The organism is Sulfuritalea sp. (assembly GCF_031426875.1).
Lineage (GTDB): Bacteria > Pseudomonadota > Gammaproteobacteria > Burkholderiales > Rhodocyclaceae > Sulfuritalea.
On record NZ_JASJPC010000006.1, the window covers coordinates 37,090 to 54,378 of the forward strand.

The window sequence follows — 17,289 nt, forward strand, 5'->3', positions numbered from 1 at the left end:
ATCCCACCCGGGGTGTCGGGTGTCCGATTCCCGCAAGTAAAGGGGGAGGGCCGGTGCTTTTTCGGCCCGGAGGACATGGAGGAAATCGGACACCCGACACCCAGGGCGCCGCACAGAACATGAAACAACAACCATGAATTTCGACCTCACCGAAGACCAGCAGCAGATCCGCGATACCTTCGCCCGTTTCTGCGACGAGCGCATCGCGCCGCAGGCGGCCGCGTTGGACGAAGCGAAGCAGTATCCGCACGCCCTGTTCCAGGAACTGGCCGCGCTCGGCTTCTTCGGCATGCGTTATCCCGAAGAAGTTGGCGGTAGCGGTACGGCGCTGACCGAATTTGCCCTCGCTCTGCAGGAGATCGCGCGCGGATCGATGTCGCTGGCGGGCGCCGTGGCCATGCAATCGCTGATGGGCACCAAGTTCCTGCATCTGCTGGGCAATGCAGACATCATCGAGCGCCTGTTCAAGCCGGCGCTGCGCGGCGAGAAGATCGGCGCTATCTGCATGACCGAACCGAATGCCGGTTCCGACCTGGATTCCATCGCCACCACGGCAAAGAAGGTCGACGGCGGTTACGTCATCAACGGCCAGAAGACCTGGATCACCTCGGCGCCGGTGGCGGATTTCTTCACCGTGTTTGCCAGGGCCGGCGAAGAGAAGAAGCTGACCATCTTCCTCGTCGAGAAACATTTCAAGGGCATCACGGTGGGGCGCGAAATCCACAAGATGGGCGTCTGGGCGCTGCCGACTTCCGAAGTTGCTTTCGATGAATGCTTCGTCCCCGACAGCCATCGCCTGTCGAAGGAGGAAGGCGACGGCGAAGGCCATTTGCGCAAGACGCTGGGCGAGATCCGCATCATCACCGGCGCCATGGGCCTCGGCGTGGCGCGCGCGGCGCTGGCCGAAGCCGTGCGCTACGCCGGCGAACGCAAGCAGTTCGGCAAGGCGATCAACCGCTACCAGGCGATCCAGATGAAGCTGGCCGAGATGGCCACCGAACTCGAAGCCGCCGAGCACCTGGTGTATTACGCCGCGTGGCGCCGCGACTCCGGCAAGCCCTATCACAAGGAAGCGGCAATGGCCAAGCTGTTCGCCACCGAAACCGCGGCCACGGTCTGCGACAAGGCGGCGCGGGTCTTCGCCTCCTACGGCTATGCCATGGAATACCCGGTGCAACGCTATCTGCGCGACGTGCGCTTTACGCTGATAGGCGGTGGCACCAGCGAGATTTTGAAATTGATTATTGCCAAGGAGGTATCGGCGTGAACCAGCGTCGCATCAAGGTTCTACTCGGAAAACCCGGCCTCGACGGCCACGACCAGGGCGCCAAGGTCGTCGCGCGGGCCATGATGGACGCCGGCTTCGAGGTGATCTACACGGGATTGCGCCAGACGCCGGAACAGATCGCGCGCATCGCTCTCGAAGAAGACGTCGACGTGATTTCGCTGTCCTCCATGGCCGGCTCGCACATTCCCTTCTGCCGCAAGCTGAAGCCCCTGCTCGAATCCAACGGCCTGACCGACAAGCTCTGGGTGATCGGCGGCAACCTGCCGGCGCAGGACCACGACGCGCTGCGCGAACTGGGCTTCAAGGGTATTTTTCCTTCGGGTTCGAAACTCGATGCCATCACCGAATTCATCCGCAAGGAAGTGAAATGAACTTCCAAACCCAAAGTCCAGCCACAGAGGACACAGAGAACACAGAGAAAAATCAAGTCACGGGGGTTTCCCTCTGTGACCTCTGTGTCCTCTGTGGCAAAAAAAGGTTTTCGCTATGAAGAAGGTCATCAACGAATCCGGCATCGAAGTCAAGCCGCTGTACACGGCGGCGGACGTCGAGGCCAGCGGCGGCATGGAGATGGTCGGCGATCCCGGGCAGTATCCCTTCACCCGCGGCATCCACCGCGAGATGTACCGCAAGCAGCCCTGGACCATGCGCCAGTACGCCGGTTTCGGCAATCCGGCCGACACCAACCAGCGCTTCAAGTATCTGATCGCCAACGGCCAGACCGGGCTCAACGTCGCCTTCGACCTGCCGACCCAGATCGGCCTCGATTCCGACGATCCCATGGCCGAGGGCGAAATCGGCCGCGTCGGCATGTCGATCGACACCCTGCGCGATTTCGAAATCGCCTTCGACGGCATCGACCTGAAGAAGATCACCGTCTCGCTGACCATCAACGGCGCCGCGGCGATCCTGATCGCGATGTACCTGGCGATGACCGAGAAACGCGGCTACGACGTCAAGGAATTGCGCGGCACGGCGCAAAACGACATCCTCAAGGAATTCATCGGCCGCGGCACCTGGATCTTCCCGGTCGAGCCCTCGATCCGCCTGGTCGGCGACACCATCGAGTATTGCGCCAAGGAGGCGCCGAAATACACGCCGGTGTCGGTCTGCGGCTATCACATCCGCGAATCCGGGGCGACGCCGGCGCAGGAAATCGCCTATGCCTTCTGCATTGCCAAGGCCTACGCCGACGACGCGATCCGGCGCGGCCTGCCGGTGGACGAATTCGCCGGGCGGCTGTCGTACAACTTCAATATCTTCGGCAACATCTTCGAGCAGGTTTGCAAGTTCCGCGCCGGCCGCGGGCTGTGGGCCAAGATCATGAAGGAGCAGTACGGCGCCGAGAAGCCCGGCTCGATGTGGCTGCGCATGATCGCCGCCGGGGGCGGCGGCGGCCTGACCTTCGAGCAGCCCGAAGTCAATATCGTGCGCGGCGCCTACTACGCGTTGATCTCGGCGCTGTCGGGCACGCAGACCATGGCGCTGTGTTCCTACGACGAGGCCTACACGATACCCACCGAGTACTCGGCGCGCATCTCCTTGCGCACCATGCAGTTGCTGATCGAGGAAATGGGCCTGACCGAAACCGTCGATCCGCTGGCGGGCTCCTTCTACGTCGAGACCATGACCAACGAGATGCGCAAGAAGATGGAGGAGATCATGGACGAGGTCGATGCCCAGGGCGGCATCGTCAAGATGGTCGCCGAGGGCACGATCCAGGCCAAGGTTTCATCCCAGGCCTATGGCATGCAGCGCAAGATCGAGTCGGGAGAATTCCCCAAGGTCGGCGTCAACTGCTACAAGAACGAGCAGGAGGAAGACCATCCGGTCGAATTCCACCCCTACAACGAGGATGACGCGCGGGTGCAGATCGACAGCCTCAAGCGCATCCGCGCCGAACGCGACAACCAGGCAGTCGATGCCGCGCTGACGCGCCTGCGCACTGACGCCGCCGCCGGCCGCAACGTGATGCCGGCCCTGGTCGAGGCAGTCAAGGCCTACGCCAGCGTCGGCGAGATGACCAAGGAACTTGTCAATGTATTCGGGCGCTACCAGGAACCGATCCGCTTTTGAGCGTGATACCAAAAACCATTGAGAACCACGCAGGAACGAGCTTGCTCGCGATGGCGACACAATCGCGAGCAAGCTCGCTCCTACATCGAGGACAACACTAATGACCGAACTGAAACACTACTTCGCACCCACCAGCCTGGACCAGGCGGTCGAGTGCCTCAAGGACGGCGACGTGACCATACTCGCCGGCGGCACCGACCTGACGCCGCAAAGCCAGGCCGGCCGGGTCAAGATCAAGCACACGCTGATGAACATCCGCCACATTCCCCAGCTCTCCGGCATCACGCTGGAAGGGAGGGAAATCCGCATCGGCGCCCTGGCCACGATCACCGAGATCATGGAGCACCCGCTGGTGAAGGAACACCTGCCGGTGCTGGTCGAGGCCTGCGACCATTTCGCCAGCGACCAGATCCGCAACGCCGGCACTATCGGCGGCAACATCTGCAATGCCTCGCCGGCCGGCGATACGCTGATTCCGCTGCTGGTGCTCGACGCTTCGGTCGAGCTGGCCTCGATGCCGGAAGCCAAGCTCTACCGCCACAGCATGCCGCTGTCGACCTTCTTCGTCGGCCCCGGCAAGACCCGCAAGTCGCTGTGCGAACTGGTGACCGGCGTGCGCATCCCCCTGCCGGCGCCGGGCCACGTCGCGCGTTTCTTCAAGCTCGGGACGCGGCCGGCGCTCGACATCTCGACGATTTCGATCGGCGTCGCCGGAACGCTCAAGGACGGCGTGCTGTCCAATGCGAGAGTGGCCTTCGGCGCCGTGGCGCCGACACCGGTGCGCGCAGCGCAGACAGAACAGGCGCTGGAAGGACAGCGGCTGGACGCAGCCACCATCGAAAAAGTCGCTGCGGTCGCCCGCGACGAAGTCAAGCCGATCGACGACGTGCGCGCCACGGCCTGGTACCGCAAGGAAATGATCCACAACATCACCAAGAGGATACTCAGCCATGTCGCTCAAGCATGACATCGAATTCACCCTGAACGGCGTCAAGCGGCGCGTCAGCGTAGACGTCACCATGAATGCCCTCGCCATGCTGCGCGACGTCATCGGCCTCACCGGCACCAAGTACGGCTGCGGCGAAGGCGAGTGCGGCGCCTGCACCATCCAGGTCGACGGCGTCTCGCTGAATTCCTGCCTGATGTTCGCCGTCGATTGCGATGGCCGCAATGTCACCACCATCGAGGGCCTGGCCAACGACAGCCAGGCCGACGCCCTGCGCGAATCCTTCGTCGAACACGGCGCGGTGCAATGCGGTTTCTGCACGCCCGGCATGATCATGCAGGCCGACCATCTGCTGCACAAGCACGAGCATCCTGACGAAGCCTGCGTCAAGCGCGGCATCGAGGGCAACCTGTGCCGCTGCACCGGCTACAAGAAGATCGTCGACGCGATTGCGTCGGTGAGCCAGGAGTCTTCATCGTGAACGCAACAGATGTAGGAGCGAGCTTGCTCGCGATCAGCTTGTATCGCGAGCAAGCTCGCTCCTACGAAGAATTGGGAGTACGCACATGAACGTTGCAGAAAAGAAACCCAGAGTCATCGAGGCCGACTCGCTGATCGGCAAGCGCATCCCGAAAATGGATGCCCCCGAGAAGGCCAGCGGCAAGACGCGCTACATCCACGACATCAACCTGTCGGGCCAGCTCTACGGCAAGATTTTGCGCTCGGCCCGGATCCATGCCCTGATCAAGTCGATCGACGTCTCCGCCGCGCGGGCCCTGCCCGGCGTGCATGTGGTGATTACCGCCGCCGACGTGCCCGACCAGCGTCCGATCGGCGTCGCCCGCGACCACTTTCCGCTCAAGGTCGGCCGTGTCAGGAGCCAGCGCGACGAGATCGCCGCCGTGGCGGCCGAATCGGAAGAAATTGCCGAGGCCGCGCTGAAGCTGATCAAGATCGAATACGAAGACCTGCCGGTGATTTCCGATCCGGAAGAAGCCATCAAGCCTGGCGCGGCGCTGATCCACCCCGAGCCGCACGGCGCCGACGGCAGCCACGAGCATCTGAAGCAGGGCATGTCGATCGCCCACAAGGGCAAGCCGGACAACATCGCGATGCGCTTCGACTACGTGCACGGCGACGTGGTGCAGGGCGAGACCGAATCCGACGTGGTGGTCGAAGACACCTTCAAGCTGCATTACGTCACGCACTGCTGCATGGGCGTCTCGGGCATGATCGCGGAGTTCGATGCCTCGGGCAACCTGCTGATGTACTCGAACACCCAGGTGCCCTTCCTGCACAAGCGCGAGTTCGCCGACTACCTGAACATGGACCCGGCGCGCATCCGCATCATCCAGCCGCCGATCGGCGGCGGCTTTGGCTCCAAGCTCGACATCTACCCCTTCGAGGTGATCTGCCTCTACCTCGCCCGCGCCGCCAAGCGGCCGGTGAAAATGGTGTTCACCCGCGAAGAGGAATTCCTCGCCTCGCCGACGCGCCAGCCGGTACTGCTGACGCTGCGTTCGGGCTGCAAGAAGGATGGCACGCTGACCTTCCGCCAGGTGCATACGCTGCACGACAACGGCGCCTACACGTCGTGGGGCGCGACCACGCCCTTCGTCATGATGCAGACCTTCTCCTCGCTCTACCGCGTGCCGCACTGCGACTATCACACGGCGGCGGTCTACACCAACAACCCCTATGCCGGGTCGTTTCGCGGCTACGGCAATCTGCAGGCCACCTTCGCCATCGAGCAGCACATGGACATGCTGGCCGAAAAGATCGGCATGGACCCGCTGGAGTTCCGCCTCAAGAACGCCCAGGATGCGGGCGAGACCACCGGCCAGGGCATGAGCTTCAAGAGCTGCGGCTTCAAGGACTGCATCACCACGGCGGCAAAGCGCAGCGACTACGCGCGCAAGGCCAGGGAGAACGCCGCCAATCGCGACAAGCCCGGCAACATCAAGCGCGGCATCGGCATGGCTTCGATGCTGCACGTCGGCGGCGGCGCCAAGATCTACCCGTCGGACGGCTGCGGCACCATCCTCAAGATGGACGACTTCGCCAACGTCACGCTGATTACCGGCGCCTCGGAAATCGGCCAGGGTTCGGAGACTGTGCTCTCGCAGCTGGTCTGCGAGGAACTCGGCTTGCCGATTTCGGCCATCACGGTGGTCAACAACGACACCGCGATCACCCCGTGGGACGTCGGCGTGCATGCCAGCCGCACCACCTTCATCGCCGGCAACTCGGCGATCGGCGCGGCGAAAAAGGCCAAGGCAAAAATCCTCGCCGTGGCGGCGAAGAAGTACGAAGTTGCCGAAGACGACCTCGACCTGCGCGGCGGCTTCGTGATCCAGGCCGCCAGCGGCGAAGTCGTGGTCGAACTGTCCAAGCTGCTGCGCAACCTGCACTTCCAGGACAAGGCCGAACTGGTGATGACCACCTTCTACTACGAGCCGCCCAGCGTGCACCAGGACAAGGGCTTCAAGGGTGACGTCTCCGCCGCCTATGCCTGGGGTACGCAAGTGGTGGAAGTCGAGGTCGACACCGATACCGGACAGGTGAAGATGACCAAGGTCACCGGCGCCCACGACGTCGGCCGCGTGCTGAACCGGCTCGGCATCGAGGGGCAGATCGAAGGCGGCGTGGTCATGGGCCAGGGCTATGCGCTGACCGAAGACCTGCTGATCCAGAACGGCGTCATGAAGAATCCGAACTTCCGCGACTACAAGCTGGTCACCGCGCCCGAGATTCCCGAGATGGACATCGCCTTCATCGAATCCATGGACGGCGAAGGCCCGCAAGGCGCCAAGGGCGTCGGCGAGGCGCCCTCGATCTGCATCGCCGCGGCCACCGCCAACGCCATCGCCAACGCCACCGGGGTGCGCATGTACGAACTGCCCTTCACCCCGGAAAAGGTCTACCGCGCGCTCCACGGCCAGACGCCGAAGCTGTATTGGAAGCCGTGGAGAGCGGAATGACGGCTGGTAGCGCATCTCTTGTATCTCTTGTAGGAGCGAGCTTGCTCGCGAATCCGGCGGCCGCTTCGCGAGCAAGTTCGCTCCTACAGGACAGCGCGGAATGAAGCGCCGTACCGTCCTTGCGATGGAACAGGCCCTGTCGCTGCCTTACGCGACGCTGCGCTTCGCCCAGCTGGGCTGGCGCGTCATTCGCATCGAGTCGACGCCGAGCGGCGAAGGCCTGCCCGGCGATCCGAACCGCTACATCGGCGGCAAGGTGGTCGATGACGACCGGCGCACTTATTTCATCGCGCCCAACGTCGGCAAGGAAGCCATCGCGATCAACCTCAAGGACCCGCAGGGCCAGGCGCTCTTGAAGCGCCTGATCGTGGACCTCGATGTCGACGTGTTCTGCTGCAACACCGTGCCCAAGCGTTACAGGCAGCTCGGCATCGATTACGAAAGCCTCTCCGCCGTGAAGCCGGACCTGATCTGGGCCGGCATCTCGGCCATGGGCCCGGAATACCCGGATGCGCCCGGCTACGACCCGGTGATCCAGGCCATGGCCGGCTACATGGAACTGACCGGGCCCGCCGATGGCCCGCCGACGCTCGCCGGCGTGCCGCTGATCGACCTCAAGGCCGGCGACGAGGTCTACGCCGGCGTCATGATGGCGCTGCTGGAGCGCGCGGAGTCCGGCCGTGGCAGCCGCATCGACGTCTCGATGCTGCAGGCGGCGGCCTCCTGGCTGATCACCACCCTGCCCCTGCTCGACTTCGACTGCGACCCGTCCGAAATCACGCGCTGCGGCAACGAGCATCGCAAGTTCATCCCGACCAATGTCTATCCGACGGCCGACGGCTTCATCTACATGGCCATCGGCAGCGACGTGCAGTGGCGCCGCCTGACCGAAATTCCCTGGTTCGCACCAGTGGCCAACGCCGTGCGCGTCACCAACGAAGGCCGCCACCAGGAGCGCGAGGCCATCCACCGCGACATGGCGGCGGTGACGCGGCAGCACTCGACCGCGGCGATCGCCACGGAATTCGCCAAGGCGACCATCCCCCATGCGCCGATCCACGACATCCCGGCCGTACGCGAAATGGCCGCCGTCAGCAGCCGACTGACGACCACCCGGACGCCCGCCGGCAAAACCGTGCGCATGCAGCCGATGGCCGTCGATGTGCCGGGCGTCGCCACCGAATTGAGCTTCCCCGCCAAATACGGCGCAGACACCCTGGCAGTGCTGCAGGAAGCGGGATTTACGGCGGCCGAGTGCACAGGCCTCAAGGAACAGGGCATCATCGCCGGATGAGCAGCAGAATTCTCATGTAATCGCAGCACATACAACATCAATCAAGGAGGAGACACCATGCAAATCAGAAAAATCGTACTGGCGCTTTCGGGCCTGGCGCTGGCCGCATCCATGTCGGTGCAGGCGCAGGTGAAGATCGGCGTGATGGCATCGTCGACCGGACCCATCGCCTTCGTCGGTATTCCGCAGAAGAACGCGGTCGCCCTGCTGCCGAAGAAGATCGGCGATCTGAACATCGAATACATCACCTTCGACGACGCCAGCGACCCGACCCAGAGCGTGCAGCTGACCAAGAAGCTGCTCGGCGAGGAGAAGATCGATGCGCTGATCGGACCAAGCGGTTCCGGCAACGCCATGGGCGTACTGGCCTTCATGGCCGAGGGACAGACGCCGATGCTGGCGCCGGTCGGCACCTCGGCCGTGGTGCTGCCGATGGACGACAAGAAGCGCTGGGTGTTCAAGACCCACCCCAATGACGACGTGATCAGCGAGGGCGTCGTCGCGGGCATGACCAAGCGCGGCGTCAAGACCGTCGGCTTCATCGGCCGCGCCGATCCCTACGGCGAAAACTGGTACAAGACCTTCGTCCCGATGGCGGAAAAGGCCGGCATCAAGATCGTCGCCAACGAGCGCTACAGCCAGAAGGACACCAGCGTCGTGGCCCAGGCGCTGAAGCTGATCGCCGCCAAGCCCGATGCCATCCTGGTCGCCGGCGTTGCCGCCGACGCCGCCATGCCGCACTCGCAACTGACCGATTCCGGCTACAAGGGTCACATCTTCCAGACCCATGGCGCGGCTTCGAGCGCCTTCATCAAGATCGGCGGCAAGAAGGTCGAGGGCGCGCTGATCGTCGGCCCGCTGCTGGCCGTGCCGGATGAAATCCCGGACAGCTTCCCGACCAAGAAGATCACCCTGGAGATGGTCAATGGCTACGAGAAGCAGTTCGGTTCCCGTCCGCCGATCTTCGCCGCCGGTACCTATGACGCCGGCCTGCTGCTGATCCGGGCCATCCCGGAAGCCGCCAAGAAGGGCAAGCCGGGCACCCAGGAGTTCCGCAGCGCGCTGCGCGACGCACTCGAAGGCACCAAGGAGATGCTGGCCTCGCAGGGCGTCATCAACATGTCGGCCAAGGACCACTCCGGCTTCGACCACCGCGGCCGCGTGCTGATGACGGTCAAGGACGGCAAGTTCTCGATGCTCAAGGACTGATCGCATCGATCGCGCCGGCCGCTGCTGCATCCGGCCGGCGCTAAGCCCCACGGCAAACCCGCTCATGACTCCCTCCTACCGCATCTCCACACGCTACAGAATGTGGTGGTGCATCACCGCACACAATTCCCGACCATCCCGCAATCACGCAGGATGATGAGCGTTGCGATCCGTCACGGATCGCAGCTGTGACGGACGGCGCAAGGTTTTCACCGCGCCACCAGCACAAAGGGAATGCGGATGAATCTGGCAAGCGTTTCACTCGACGACAAGTACCGGCTCGAACGCGGTCGCGTCTTTCTCACCGGCATGCAGGCCCTGGCGCGCCTGCCCATGCTGCAGCACGCGCTCGACCGCAAGGCCGGCCTGCATACCGCCGGCTACATCTCGGGCTACCGCGGCTCGCCGCTGGGCGGCCTCGACACCGCGCTGCACGCCGCCGAGCCCTTCCTCAAGCCGCGTGACATCAGCTTCCAGCCCGGCCTCAATGAGGACATCGCGGCCACCGCGATCTGGGGCACGCAGCAACTGCACCTGTTTCCCGAGCCGAAATTCGACGGCATCTTTTCCATGTGGTACGGCAAGGGCCCCGGCGTCGACCGCTGCGGCGACGTCTTCAAGCACGCCAACCACGCCGGCAGCGCCAGGCACGGCGGCGTGCTGCTGATCGCCGGCGACGACCCGTCGGCGCGCTCTTCGGCCGTCGCCCACCAGAGCGAGCACATGTTCTCGGCCTGCGGCATCCCGGTGCTGGCCCCCGCCGACTTGCAGGAATACCTCGACTTCGGCCTGCACGGCTGGGCCATGTCGCGCTATTCCGGCTGCTGGGTGGCCTTGAAAGTCACTTCGGATACGGCGGAAAGTTCGGCCACGGTCGAGATCGATCCCGAGCGCGTGCGCATCGTGATTCCCGAAGATTTCAGGCTGCCGGCCGACGGCGTACATCTGCGCTGGCCCGATCCGCAACTGGCGCAGGAACACCGGCTGCAGGAGTTCAAGGTCTATGCCGCGCTCGCCTACGCGCGCGCCAACGGGCTCAACCGCCTGGTCTTCGACAGCCCGCGTCCGCGGCTGGGCATCATCGCCAGCGGCAAGGCCTGGCTCGACCTGCGCCAGGCGCTCGACGACCTCGGCATCGACGAGGCATACGCGGCCGAGATCGGCCTGCGCCTGTTCAAGGTAGGCATGCCCTGGCCGCTGGAAGCCGACTCCGTGCGCCACTTCGCCGAGGGCCTGGAAGAAATCCTGGTCGTCGAGGAGAAGCGCCAGATCATCGAATACCAGTTGAAGGAAATGCTCTACAACTGGCGCGAAGACGTCCGTCCGCGCGTGGTCGGCAAGTACGACGAGACCGGCGAATGGCCGGTGCCGGTACACCGCTGGCTGCTGGCGCCGACCGCCGAGCTGACGCCGGCCCTGGTCGCACGCGCCATCGCGGCGCGCATCGGGCGCTTCCACCAGGCGCCACGCATCGCCGATTACATCGCCTTCCTCGACGCGAAGGCGCAGGCCCTGGCCAAACCCAAGGTCATCATGCTGCGCACGCCCTGGTTCTGCCCCGGCTGCCCGCACAACCAGTCGACCAAGGTGCCGGAGGGCAGTTGCGCGCTGGGCGGCGTCGGCTGCCACCTGATGGCCGTGGCGATGGAGCGCAACACCATCACGATTTCCCAGATGGGCGGCGAAGGCGCGGCCTGGCTCGGCGTGGCGGGACACAGCGGCACGCAGCACGTCTTCGCCAACATGGGCGACGGCACTTATTTCCATTCCGGGCTGCTGTCCATTCGCGCCGCCGTCGCGGCCAATCAGATGAGCCATCCCCCCGCCCCCCTTCCCGGGGAAGGGGGTGACACTGGTTCGCTTCGCTCCAATAAAAATGGCAGCCCCGCCTTGGGGCGGCCCGGCGGCGGGGTCAACATCACCTTCAAGCTGCTCTACAACGACGCCGTCGCCATGACCGGCGGCCAGCCGCTGGACGGCACGCTGACCGTGCCGCAACTGACGCGCCAGCTCGCCGCGGAGGATGTCAAACGCATCATCGTTATGTCCGACGAACCCGAGAAGTATGGAAAGAATGCCGGCTTCGCCCCCGGCGTCGAGATCCGCCACCGCGACGAACTCGAACGCACCCAGCGCGAGCTGCGCGAAACCCCCGGTGTCACGGCGCTGATCTACGACCAGACCTGCGCCGCGGAAAAGCGCCGCCGGCGCAAGCGCGGCCGCTTCCCCGATCCTGCGGTGCGGATTTTCATCAACGAGCTGGTTTGCGAAGGCTGCGGAGACTGCAGCGCCAAGTCCAACTGCCTCGCCGTGGTGCCGGTCGAAACCGAATTCGGGCGCAAGCGCGCGATCGACCAGCATGCCTGCAACAAGGACTATTCCTGCCTCGAAGGCTTCTGCCCCAGCATCGTCACCGTGCATGGCGGCCAGCCCCGGCGCGGCCGCGCCGTCGAGGCGGCGTCCGCCGGTTTCGCCGAGCTGCCCGAACCCGCGCCACGGCAGCTCACCGAGCCCTACGGCATTCTGATCGCCGGCGTCGGCGGCACCGGCGTGGTCACCATCGGCGCGCTGCTGGGCATGGCGGCGCACCTCGAAGGCAAGGGGGTCACGGTGCTCGACATGACCGGTCTTGCGCAGAAGGGCGGCGCCGTGATGTCGCATGTGCGCATCGCCGAACGCCAGGACCAGCTCCATGCGGTGCGCATTGCCACGGGCGAAGCCCGCTTGCTGCTCGGCTGCGACATCGTGGTCGCGGTCGGCGACGAGATCCTGTCGAAAACCGCGCCCGGCACCACCCGGGCGGTGGTCAACACGGCGCTGTCCATCACCGGCGAATTCATCCGCAACCCGGACCGGCCGTTTCCCGAGGGCGCCATGGAACGCTCCATCGTCGACGCCATCGGCGCCGAGGCGACAACTTTCCTCGATGCCAGCAACATGGCGACGCGGCTGATGGGGCATTCCATCGCCACCAACCTGTTCATGCTCGGCTACGCGTTCCAGCAGGGCCTGGTGCCGCTGTCCGCGGCGGCGCTGCTGCGGGCCATCGAACTCAACGGCGCAGGCGCCGAGGCGAACCGCCAGGCCTTCGCCTGGGGCCGGCGTACCGCCCTCGACCGGGCCGCCGTCACGGCCCTGCTCGGCGCCGACCAGGCCGACGTGCCGGGGCGCAAGCTCTCGCTCGATCTCGACGAAACCATCGAGCGCCGCCGCGCCTGGCTGACGACCTACCAGGACGCCGCCTACGCCCGGCGCTACCTGGCGCTGGTGGACAAGGTGCGGCAGCACGAGGCAAGAGTTGGCGCTGGCGATGCGGCGCTGACCGCTGCGGTCGCGCGCAACTACTTCAAGCTGCTGGCCTACAAGGACGAATACGAGGTCGCGCGGCTGTTCGCCGATCCCGCCTTCGGCCGCTCGCTGGAGCAGAACTTCGAGGGCGACTACCGGCTCAACTTCCACGTCACCCTGCCCTGGAGCCGCGGCGCGCATCCGGGCGAGGAGCCGCCCAAGAGAAGCTTCGGCCCCTGGCTGCTGCCGGCCATGAAGTTCCTCGCGCGGCTCAAGTTTCTGCGCGGCACGGCCTTCGATCCCTTCGGCTGGATGGCCGAGCGGCGCCAGGAAAGACAGCTCATCGCCGACTACGAAGCGAGCATCGAAGACCTACTGCCGCGGCTCGACCGCGAAGGGCTCGCCGCCGCGATCGAGATCGCCGCGCTGCCGGAGGGCATCCGCGGCTACGGCCCGGTCAAGCAGCGCTCGATTGCGCAGTTCCAGGTGCGCCGCGCGGAACTGCTGGCCCGCCTCGACGCAGAGAACACGCACCAACAACAGATGGCCTGAGCCACCGCAGCAGACCCCGGGCAAGCGCCCGGCCAAGGAGGAAACAAAATGGATACAAGAACCGGAGATCACCGCGTACTGCTCGGCAACGAGGCGATATCGCGCGGACTGGTCGAAGCGGGGTGCCAGTTCATGACGGCCTATCCCGGCACGCCGAGCTCGGAAATACTGCCGGCGGTGATAGCGTTCGGCCGCGAACTGGGCCTCAAGATTTACGCCGAATGGTCGACCAACGAGAAGGTGGCGCTGGAGACGGCGCTGGCCGCCGCCTATTCCGGCAAGCGCAGCGCCGTGGCGATGAAACAGGTGGGGCTCAACGTCGCCGCCGACCCGGCGCTGTCGGCCGCCTACATCGGCGTGGTCGGCGGCCTGCTGCTGATCGTCGCCGATGATCCCGGCCTGCATTCCTCGCAGACCGAGCAGGACTCGCGCCTGTTCGCCCTGTTCGCCAAGATTCCGGCGCTTGACCCGTCCAGCCCGCAGGAAGCGCGGGACATGGTGGCGCTGGCCTTCGCGCTGTCCGAGCGCCATCAGTTGCCCATCATGCTGCGGCCCACGGTACGCATCTGCCATTCCGAACAATCGATCGAGTGCATGGCGGAGGGCGCGCCCTCACGCCTCGCCGCCTTCGAAAAGAATCCGCGGCGTTGGGCCGCCACCCCACGTGCCCGCGCCCTGCAGCACCAGCAGCTGAACCAGAAGCTGATGGCGATCGAGCAGGAGTTCGAAACCTTCCCCGGCAACCACGCCTTCTTTCCGCCGGGCCTGGCCGAGCGCGCGCCGCTGGGCATCGTCGCCGCCGGCGTCAGCTACGCCTATCTCAACGACGTGCTGGGCGGCCTCGGTCTCGCCGCGCAACTGCCCCTGCTCAAGATCGCCACGGCCTACCCGCTGCCGCGCAAGCTGGTCGCCGATTTCGCCAGCCGCTGCGAACGCCTGATCGTGTTCGAGGAAACCGACGCCGCGATCGAAATGCAGATCCGCCTGCCGCTGCCGGTCTGGGGCCGGCTCACCGGCCACGTGCCCTCGCACGGCGAACTGACACCGGGCGTGATCGAAAAGCTGGTCACCGCCGCCGCGCACGAAGCCGGCCTCGCGGCCACCGAGCGCCCCGCCAACCGCCTGCAGTCGCTGGTCACCGGCATGGAACTGCCGATCCGCCGCCCCACCTTCTGCCCCGGCTGCGGCCACCGCTCGATTTTCTACGCGCTGCGCCGGGCCTTCCCGGAAGCCATTTTTCCCGGCGACATCGGCTGCTACACCCTGGGCCTCAACCAGGGCTCGGTCGATACGGTGCACGACATGGGCGCCTCGATCTCAATGGCATCGGGCTTCTACCACGCCTATGCGCAGGACGGCAAAAGGCCGCCGATCTTCGCCACCATCGGCGACGGCACCTTCTTCCATTCCGGCGCCGCCGGCCTCGAAAGCGCGGTGTACAACGGTGCCCGCTTCGTCCTGCTGGTGCTCGACAACGGCACCACCGGCATGACCGGCATGCAGCCGACGCCGGAATTCGGCAAGACTGCCGACGGCCATGCCGGCGGCACGGTGCACCTGGAAACCCTGATCCGCGGCTGCGGCATCAGCTACCTGGAACATGCCGATCCGAGCAACCTCGCCACTTTCCAGCGCGTACTGCTCGACGCCCTCGACCACAGCCGCGCCGCCGACGGCGGCATTGCCGTGGTGCTGGCCCGCTATGCCTGCGTGACGCAAATGAAAGGGCTGGGTCCGAACAAGACCCCGCTGCCGGTCGAAGTGCATCACGCGACGCGCCCACTGGATAGCGCGACGGCCGGCCTGCCGTGCCACCAGGACCGACTTTCGCCCTGCGCCGAAGCCTGCCCCGCCGGCAACGACATCGAAGGCCTGATGCGCCTCGCCGCCACCGACGACTGGCAGCAAGCAGCGCGCCTGCTCTACGCCGAGCATCCTTTCCCGTCGACCCTCGGCCGCGTCTGCCCGCATCCCTGCGAGAGCAAGTGCAATCGCGGCGTCCATGACGGCGCGCTGGCCATCAACGCCATCGAACGCATGGCCGGCGATCGCGGCCACTCCGCCGCCGCCTTCGTCACCAGCGCGCCGGCCAGCGGCAAAAGCGTGGCGGTGGTCGGCAGCGGCCCGTCCGGGCTGACGGCGGCCTACCATCTGGCGCAGCGCGGCCATGTGGTCGAGATCATCGAAGCCCGGTCCGAAATCGGCGGCATGCTGCGCTGGGCCATCACCGAATACCGGCTGCCGAGTCAGGTGCTGCAACGCGAACTCGAAGTCTTCGCCGCGCTGGGCGTCAAGCTGCGCGCCGGAGTGCGCCTGGGCCAGGACCTGGCCTGGTCCGCGCTCGACCGCTTCGATGCGGTCTACCTCGCCACCGGCGCCTGGCGGCAGCGGCGCCTGAACATCCCCGGCGAGGACCTGCCCGACGTCCTCAGCGGGCTGGATTACCTCGGCCTGGCGCGCGACGGCGACGCGCCCGTACTGGGCCAGCGCGTAGCAATAGTTGGCGGTGGCAACACGGCGATCGACGCCGCCCGCACGGCGCGGCGCAAGGGCGCCAAGGCGGTGGACGTGTATTACGACGTGCTGCTGGCGATCCCCGAGGAAGTCGCCGCGGCGCGCGCCGAAGGCATCGCCTTTCATCATGCCGTGGTGCCGACCGGCTTTGAGGCCGGGCACAACGGCGGCATTGATTTGCTGCTGCGCGACCTGGCCGTGCCGCTACCGCCGGGCCCGCAGGCCGCAGTCCCATTCCACACCGCGACCGCCAGGGCAGACAGCGTGCTGGTCTGCATCGGCGGCGACGCCGATCTCGCCTATCTGGCCGCGATGGAATCGGGCGACGAATTGAGCAGCGAATTGTGCAAGAACGGCCGCCTCGCCGTCGATGCCTGGGGCCGCACCGGCCAGCCGCGCGTCTTCGCCGGCGGCGACGCCTCCAGCACCGGCGCCGGCACCGTCACCGGCGCCATCAACGCCGGCAAGCGCGCCGCGCTGGCGATCGACGCCTACCTCGGCGGCAAGCCGCTCGCCACCGCGCTGCAACTCGGCAGCGGCCCCGGCATCACGGCCGGCATCGCCGGGTCCGGTTCCGCCTCGCCGCGCGCCGGACAAAATCCCTGCGCGCCGGGACCGCAGGAAATCCGTCTGCAGTATTTCCGCAAGACGCCGCGCGCCGAGGTACGCCACCGCGCCGCCGACGATTCGGTGTGGAACTTCGACGAGGTGAATCTCGGCCTCGGCTCCGCCGAAGCCGCCGCCGAAGCGCGCGAGCGCTGCTTCCACTGCGGCGTATGCACGCATTGCGACATCTGCGTCAATGTCTGCCCGACCGCGGCCATCAGCGAGGTCGACGGCGCCTATCGCATCGACGCCGCCAAATGCACCGGCTGCCGCATCTGCGCCGCCGAATGCCCGCGCAGCACCATCGCCATGCCGCCAACCGGCGTCTGCGTCGCCTGCGGCTATTGCACCACGATGTTCGAATGCCCGTCGCTGAAGAAAGGCGCGGACGGTACGGTCGACATCGACCGCCGCACCTGCATCGATTGCGGCATGTGCATCCAGGTCTGCGCCCAGGGCGCGATCCGGCCCCGACCAACGCTCATGACTTCGGTAAGCCACCCCGCATTATGAAATCCCACACCTTCGATGGGTC

10 protein-coding genes are annotated in these 17,289 nt (G+C 65.8%); all 10 read left to right on the top strand.

From position 1 onward, the window contains the following. Positions 1-133 precede the first annotated feature (133 nt). The 10 genes from RMO95_RS02805 to RMO95_RS02850 all read left to right on the top strand — a co-directional run bounded on the left by RMO95_RS02805 (position 134) and on the right by RMO95_RS02850 (position 17,267). Positions 134-1,267 carry an acyl-CoA dehydrogenase family protein gene (locus RMO95_RS02805; RefSeq protein ID WP_310449072.1) on the top strand — a complete coding sequence of 378 codons (1,134 nt, stop codon included), beginning with the start codon at positions 134-136 and terminating at the stop codon, positions 1,265-1,267. Then, positions 1,264-1,659, top strand: coding sequence for a cobalamin B12-binding domain-containing protein (locus tag RMO95_RS02810; protein ID WP_310449073.1), 396 nt, complete (start codon positions 1,264-1,266; stop codon positions 1,657-1,659). Before RMO95_RS02805 ends, RMO95_RS02810 begins: the two co-directional genes overlap by 4 nt. A gap of 115 nt (positions 1,660-1,774) precedes the next feature. Then, entirely contained in the window at positions 1,775-3,364 is a 1,590-nt protein-coding gene (locus RMO95_RS02815) for an acyl-CoA mutase large subunit family protein (protein ID WP_310449074.1), read from the top strand. Positions 3,365-3,464: 100 nt separating this feature from the next. Then, complete coding sequence (locus tag RMO95_RS02820) at positions 3,465-4,331, top strand: xanthine dehydrogenase family protein subunit M (protein WP_310449075.1); 867 nt, start codon at positions 3,465-3,467, stop codon at positions 4,329-4,331. After that, positions 4,315-4,791: a (2Fe-2S)-binding protein gene (locus RMO95_RS02825; RefSeq protein WP_310449076.1), complete on the top strand. Its 477-nt coding sequence runs from the start codon at positions 4,315-4,317 to the stop codon at positions 4,789-4,791. The genes RMO95_RS02820 and RMO95_RS02825 overlap by 17 nt, the downstream gene beginning before the upstream one ends. A gap of 85 nt (positions 4,792-4,876) precedes the next feature. Continuing rightward, positions 4,877-7,291 (top strand): xanthine dehydrogenase family protein molybdopterin-binding subunit, encoded by a 2,415-nt coding sequence (locus tag RMO95_RS02830; RefSeq protein WP_310449077.1) that lies wholly within the window; start codon positions 4,877-4,879, stop codon positions 7,289-7,291. Between the two features lie 100 nt (positions 7,292-7,391). Beyond that, positions 7,392-8,585 (top strand): CoA transferase, encoded by a 1,194-nt coding sequence (locus RMO95_RS02835; RefSeq protein WP_310449078.1) that lies wholly within the window; start codon positions 7,392-7,394, stop codon positions 8,583-8,585. 57 nt (positions 8,586-8,642) lie between these two features. Beyond that, positions 8,643-9,794, top strand: coding sequence for an ABC transporter substrate-binding protein (locus tag RMO95_RS02840; protein ID WP_310449079.1), 1,152 nt, complete (start codon positions 8,643-8,645; stop codon positions 9,792-9,794). 240 nt (positions 9,795-10,034) lie between these two features. Beyond that, the gene (locus tag RMO95_RS02845) at positions 10,035-13,634 is read left to right on the top strand and encodes an indolepyruvate ferredoxin oxidoreductase family protein (protein ID WP_310449080.1); all 3,600 of its coding nucleotides are present in this window, start codon (positions 10,035-10,037) and stop codon (positions 13,632-13,634) included. 48 nt (positions 13,635-13,682) lie between these two features. After that, positions 13,683-17,267 carry an FAD-dependent oxidoreductase gene (locus tag RMO95_RS02850; RefSeq protein ID WP_310449081.1) on the top strand — a complete coding sequence of 1,195 codons (3,585 nt, stop codon included), beginning with the start codon at positions 13,683-13,685 and terminating at the stop codon, positions 17,265-17,267. Positions 17,268-17,289 lie beyond the last annotated feature (22 nt).

Coding starts and splice junctions, on each gene's coding strand:
- RMO95_RS02850 (WP_310449081.1), top strand. CDS start 13,683: ATGGATACAAGAACCGGAGATCACCGCGTACTGCTCGGCAACGAGGCG.
- RMO95_RS02840 (WP_310449079.1), top strand. CDS start 8,643: ATGCAAATCAGAAAAATCGTACTGGCGCTTTCGGGCCTGGCGCTGGCC.
- RMO95_RS02825 (WP_310449076.1), top strand. CDS start 4,315: ATGTCGCTCAAGCATGACATCGAATTCACCCTGAACGGCGTCAAGCGG.
- RMO95_RS02820 (WP_310449075.1), top strand. CDS start 3,465: ATGACCGAACTGAAACACTACTTCGCACCCACCAGCCTGGACCAGGCG.
- RMO95_RS02805 (WP_310449072.1), top strand. CDS start 134: ATGAATTTCGACCTCACCGAAGACCAGCAGCAGATCCGCGATACCTTC.
- RMO95_RS02815 (WP_310449074.1), top strand. CDS start 1,775: ATGAAGAAGGTCATCAACGAATCCGGCATCGAAGTCAAGCCGCTGTAC.
- RMO95_RS02845 (WP_310449080.1), top strand. CDS start 10,035: ATGAATCTGGCAAGCGTTTCACTCGACGACAAGTACCGGCTCGAACGC.
- RMO95_RS02830 (WP_310449077.1), top strand. CDS start 4,877: ATGAACGTTGCAGAAAAGAAACCCAGAGTCATCGAGGCCGACTCGCTG.
- RMO95_RS02835 (WP_310449078.1), top strand. CDS start 7,392: ATGAAGCGCCGTACCGTCCTTGCGATGGAACAGGCCCTGTCGCTGCCT.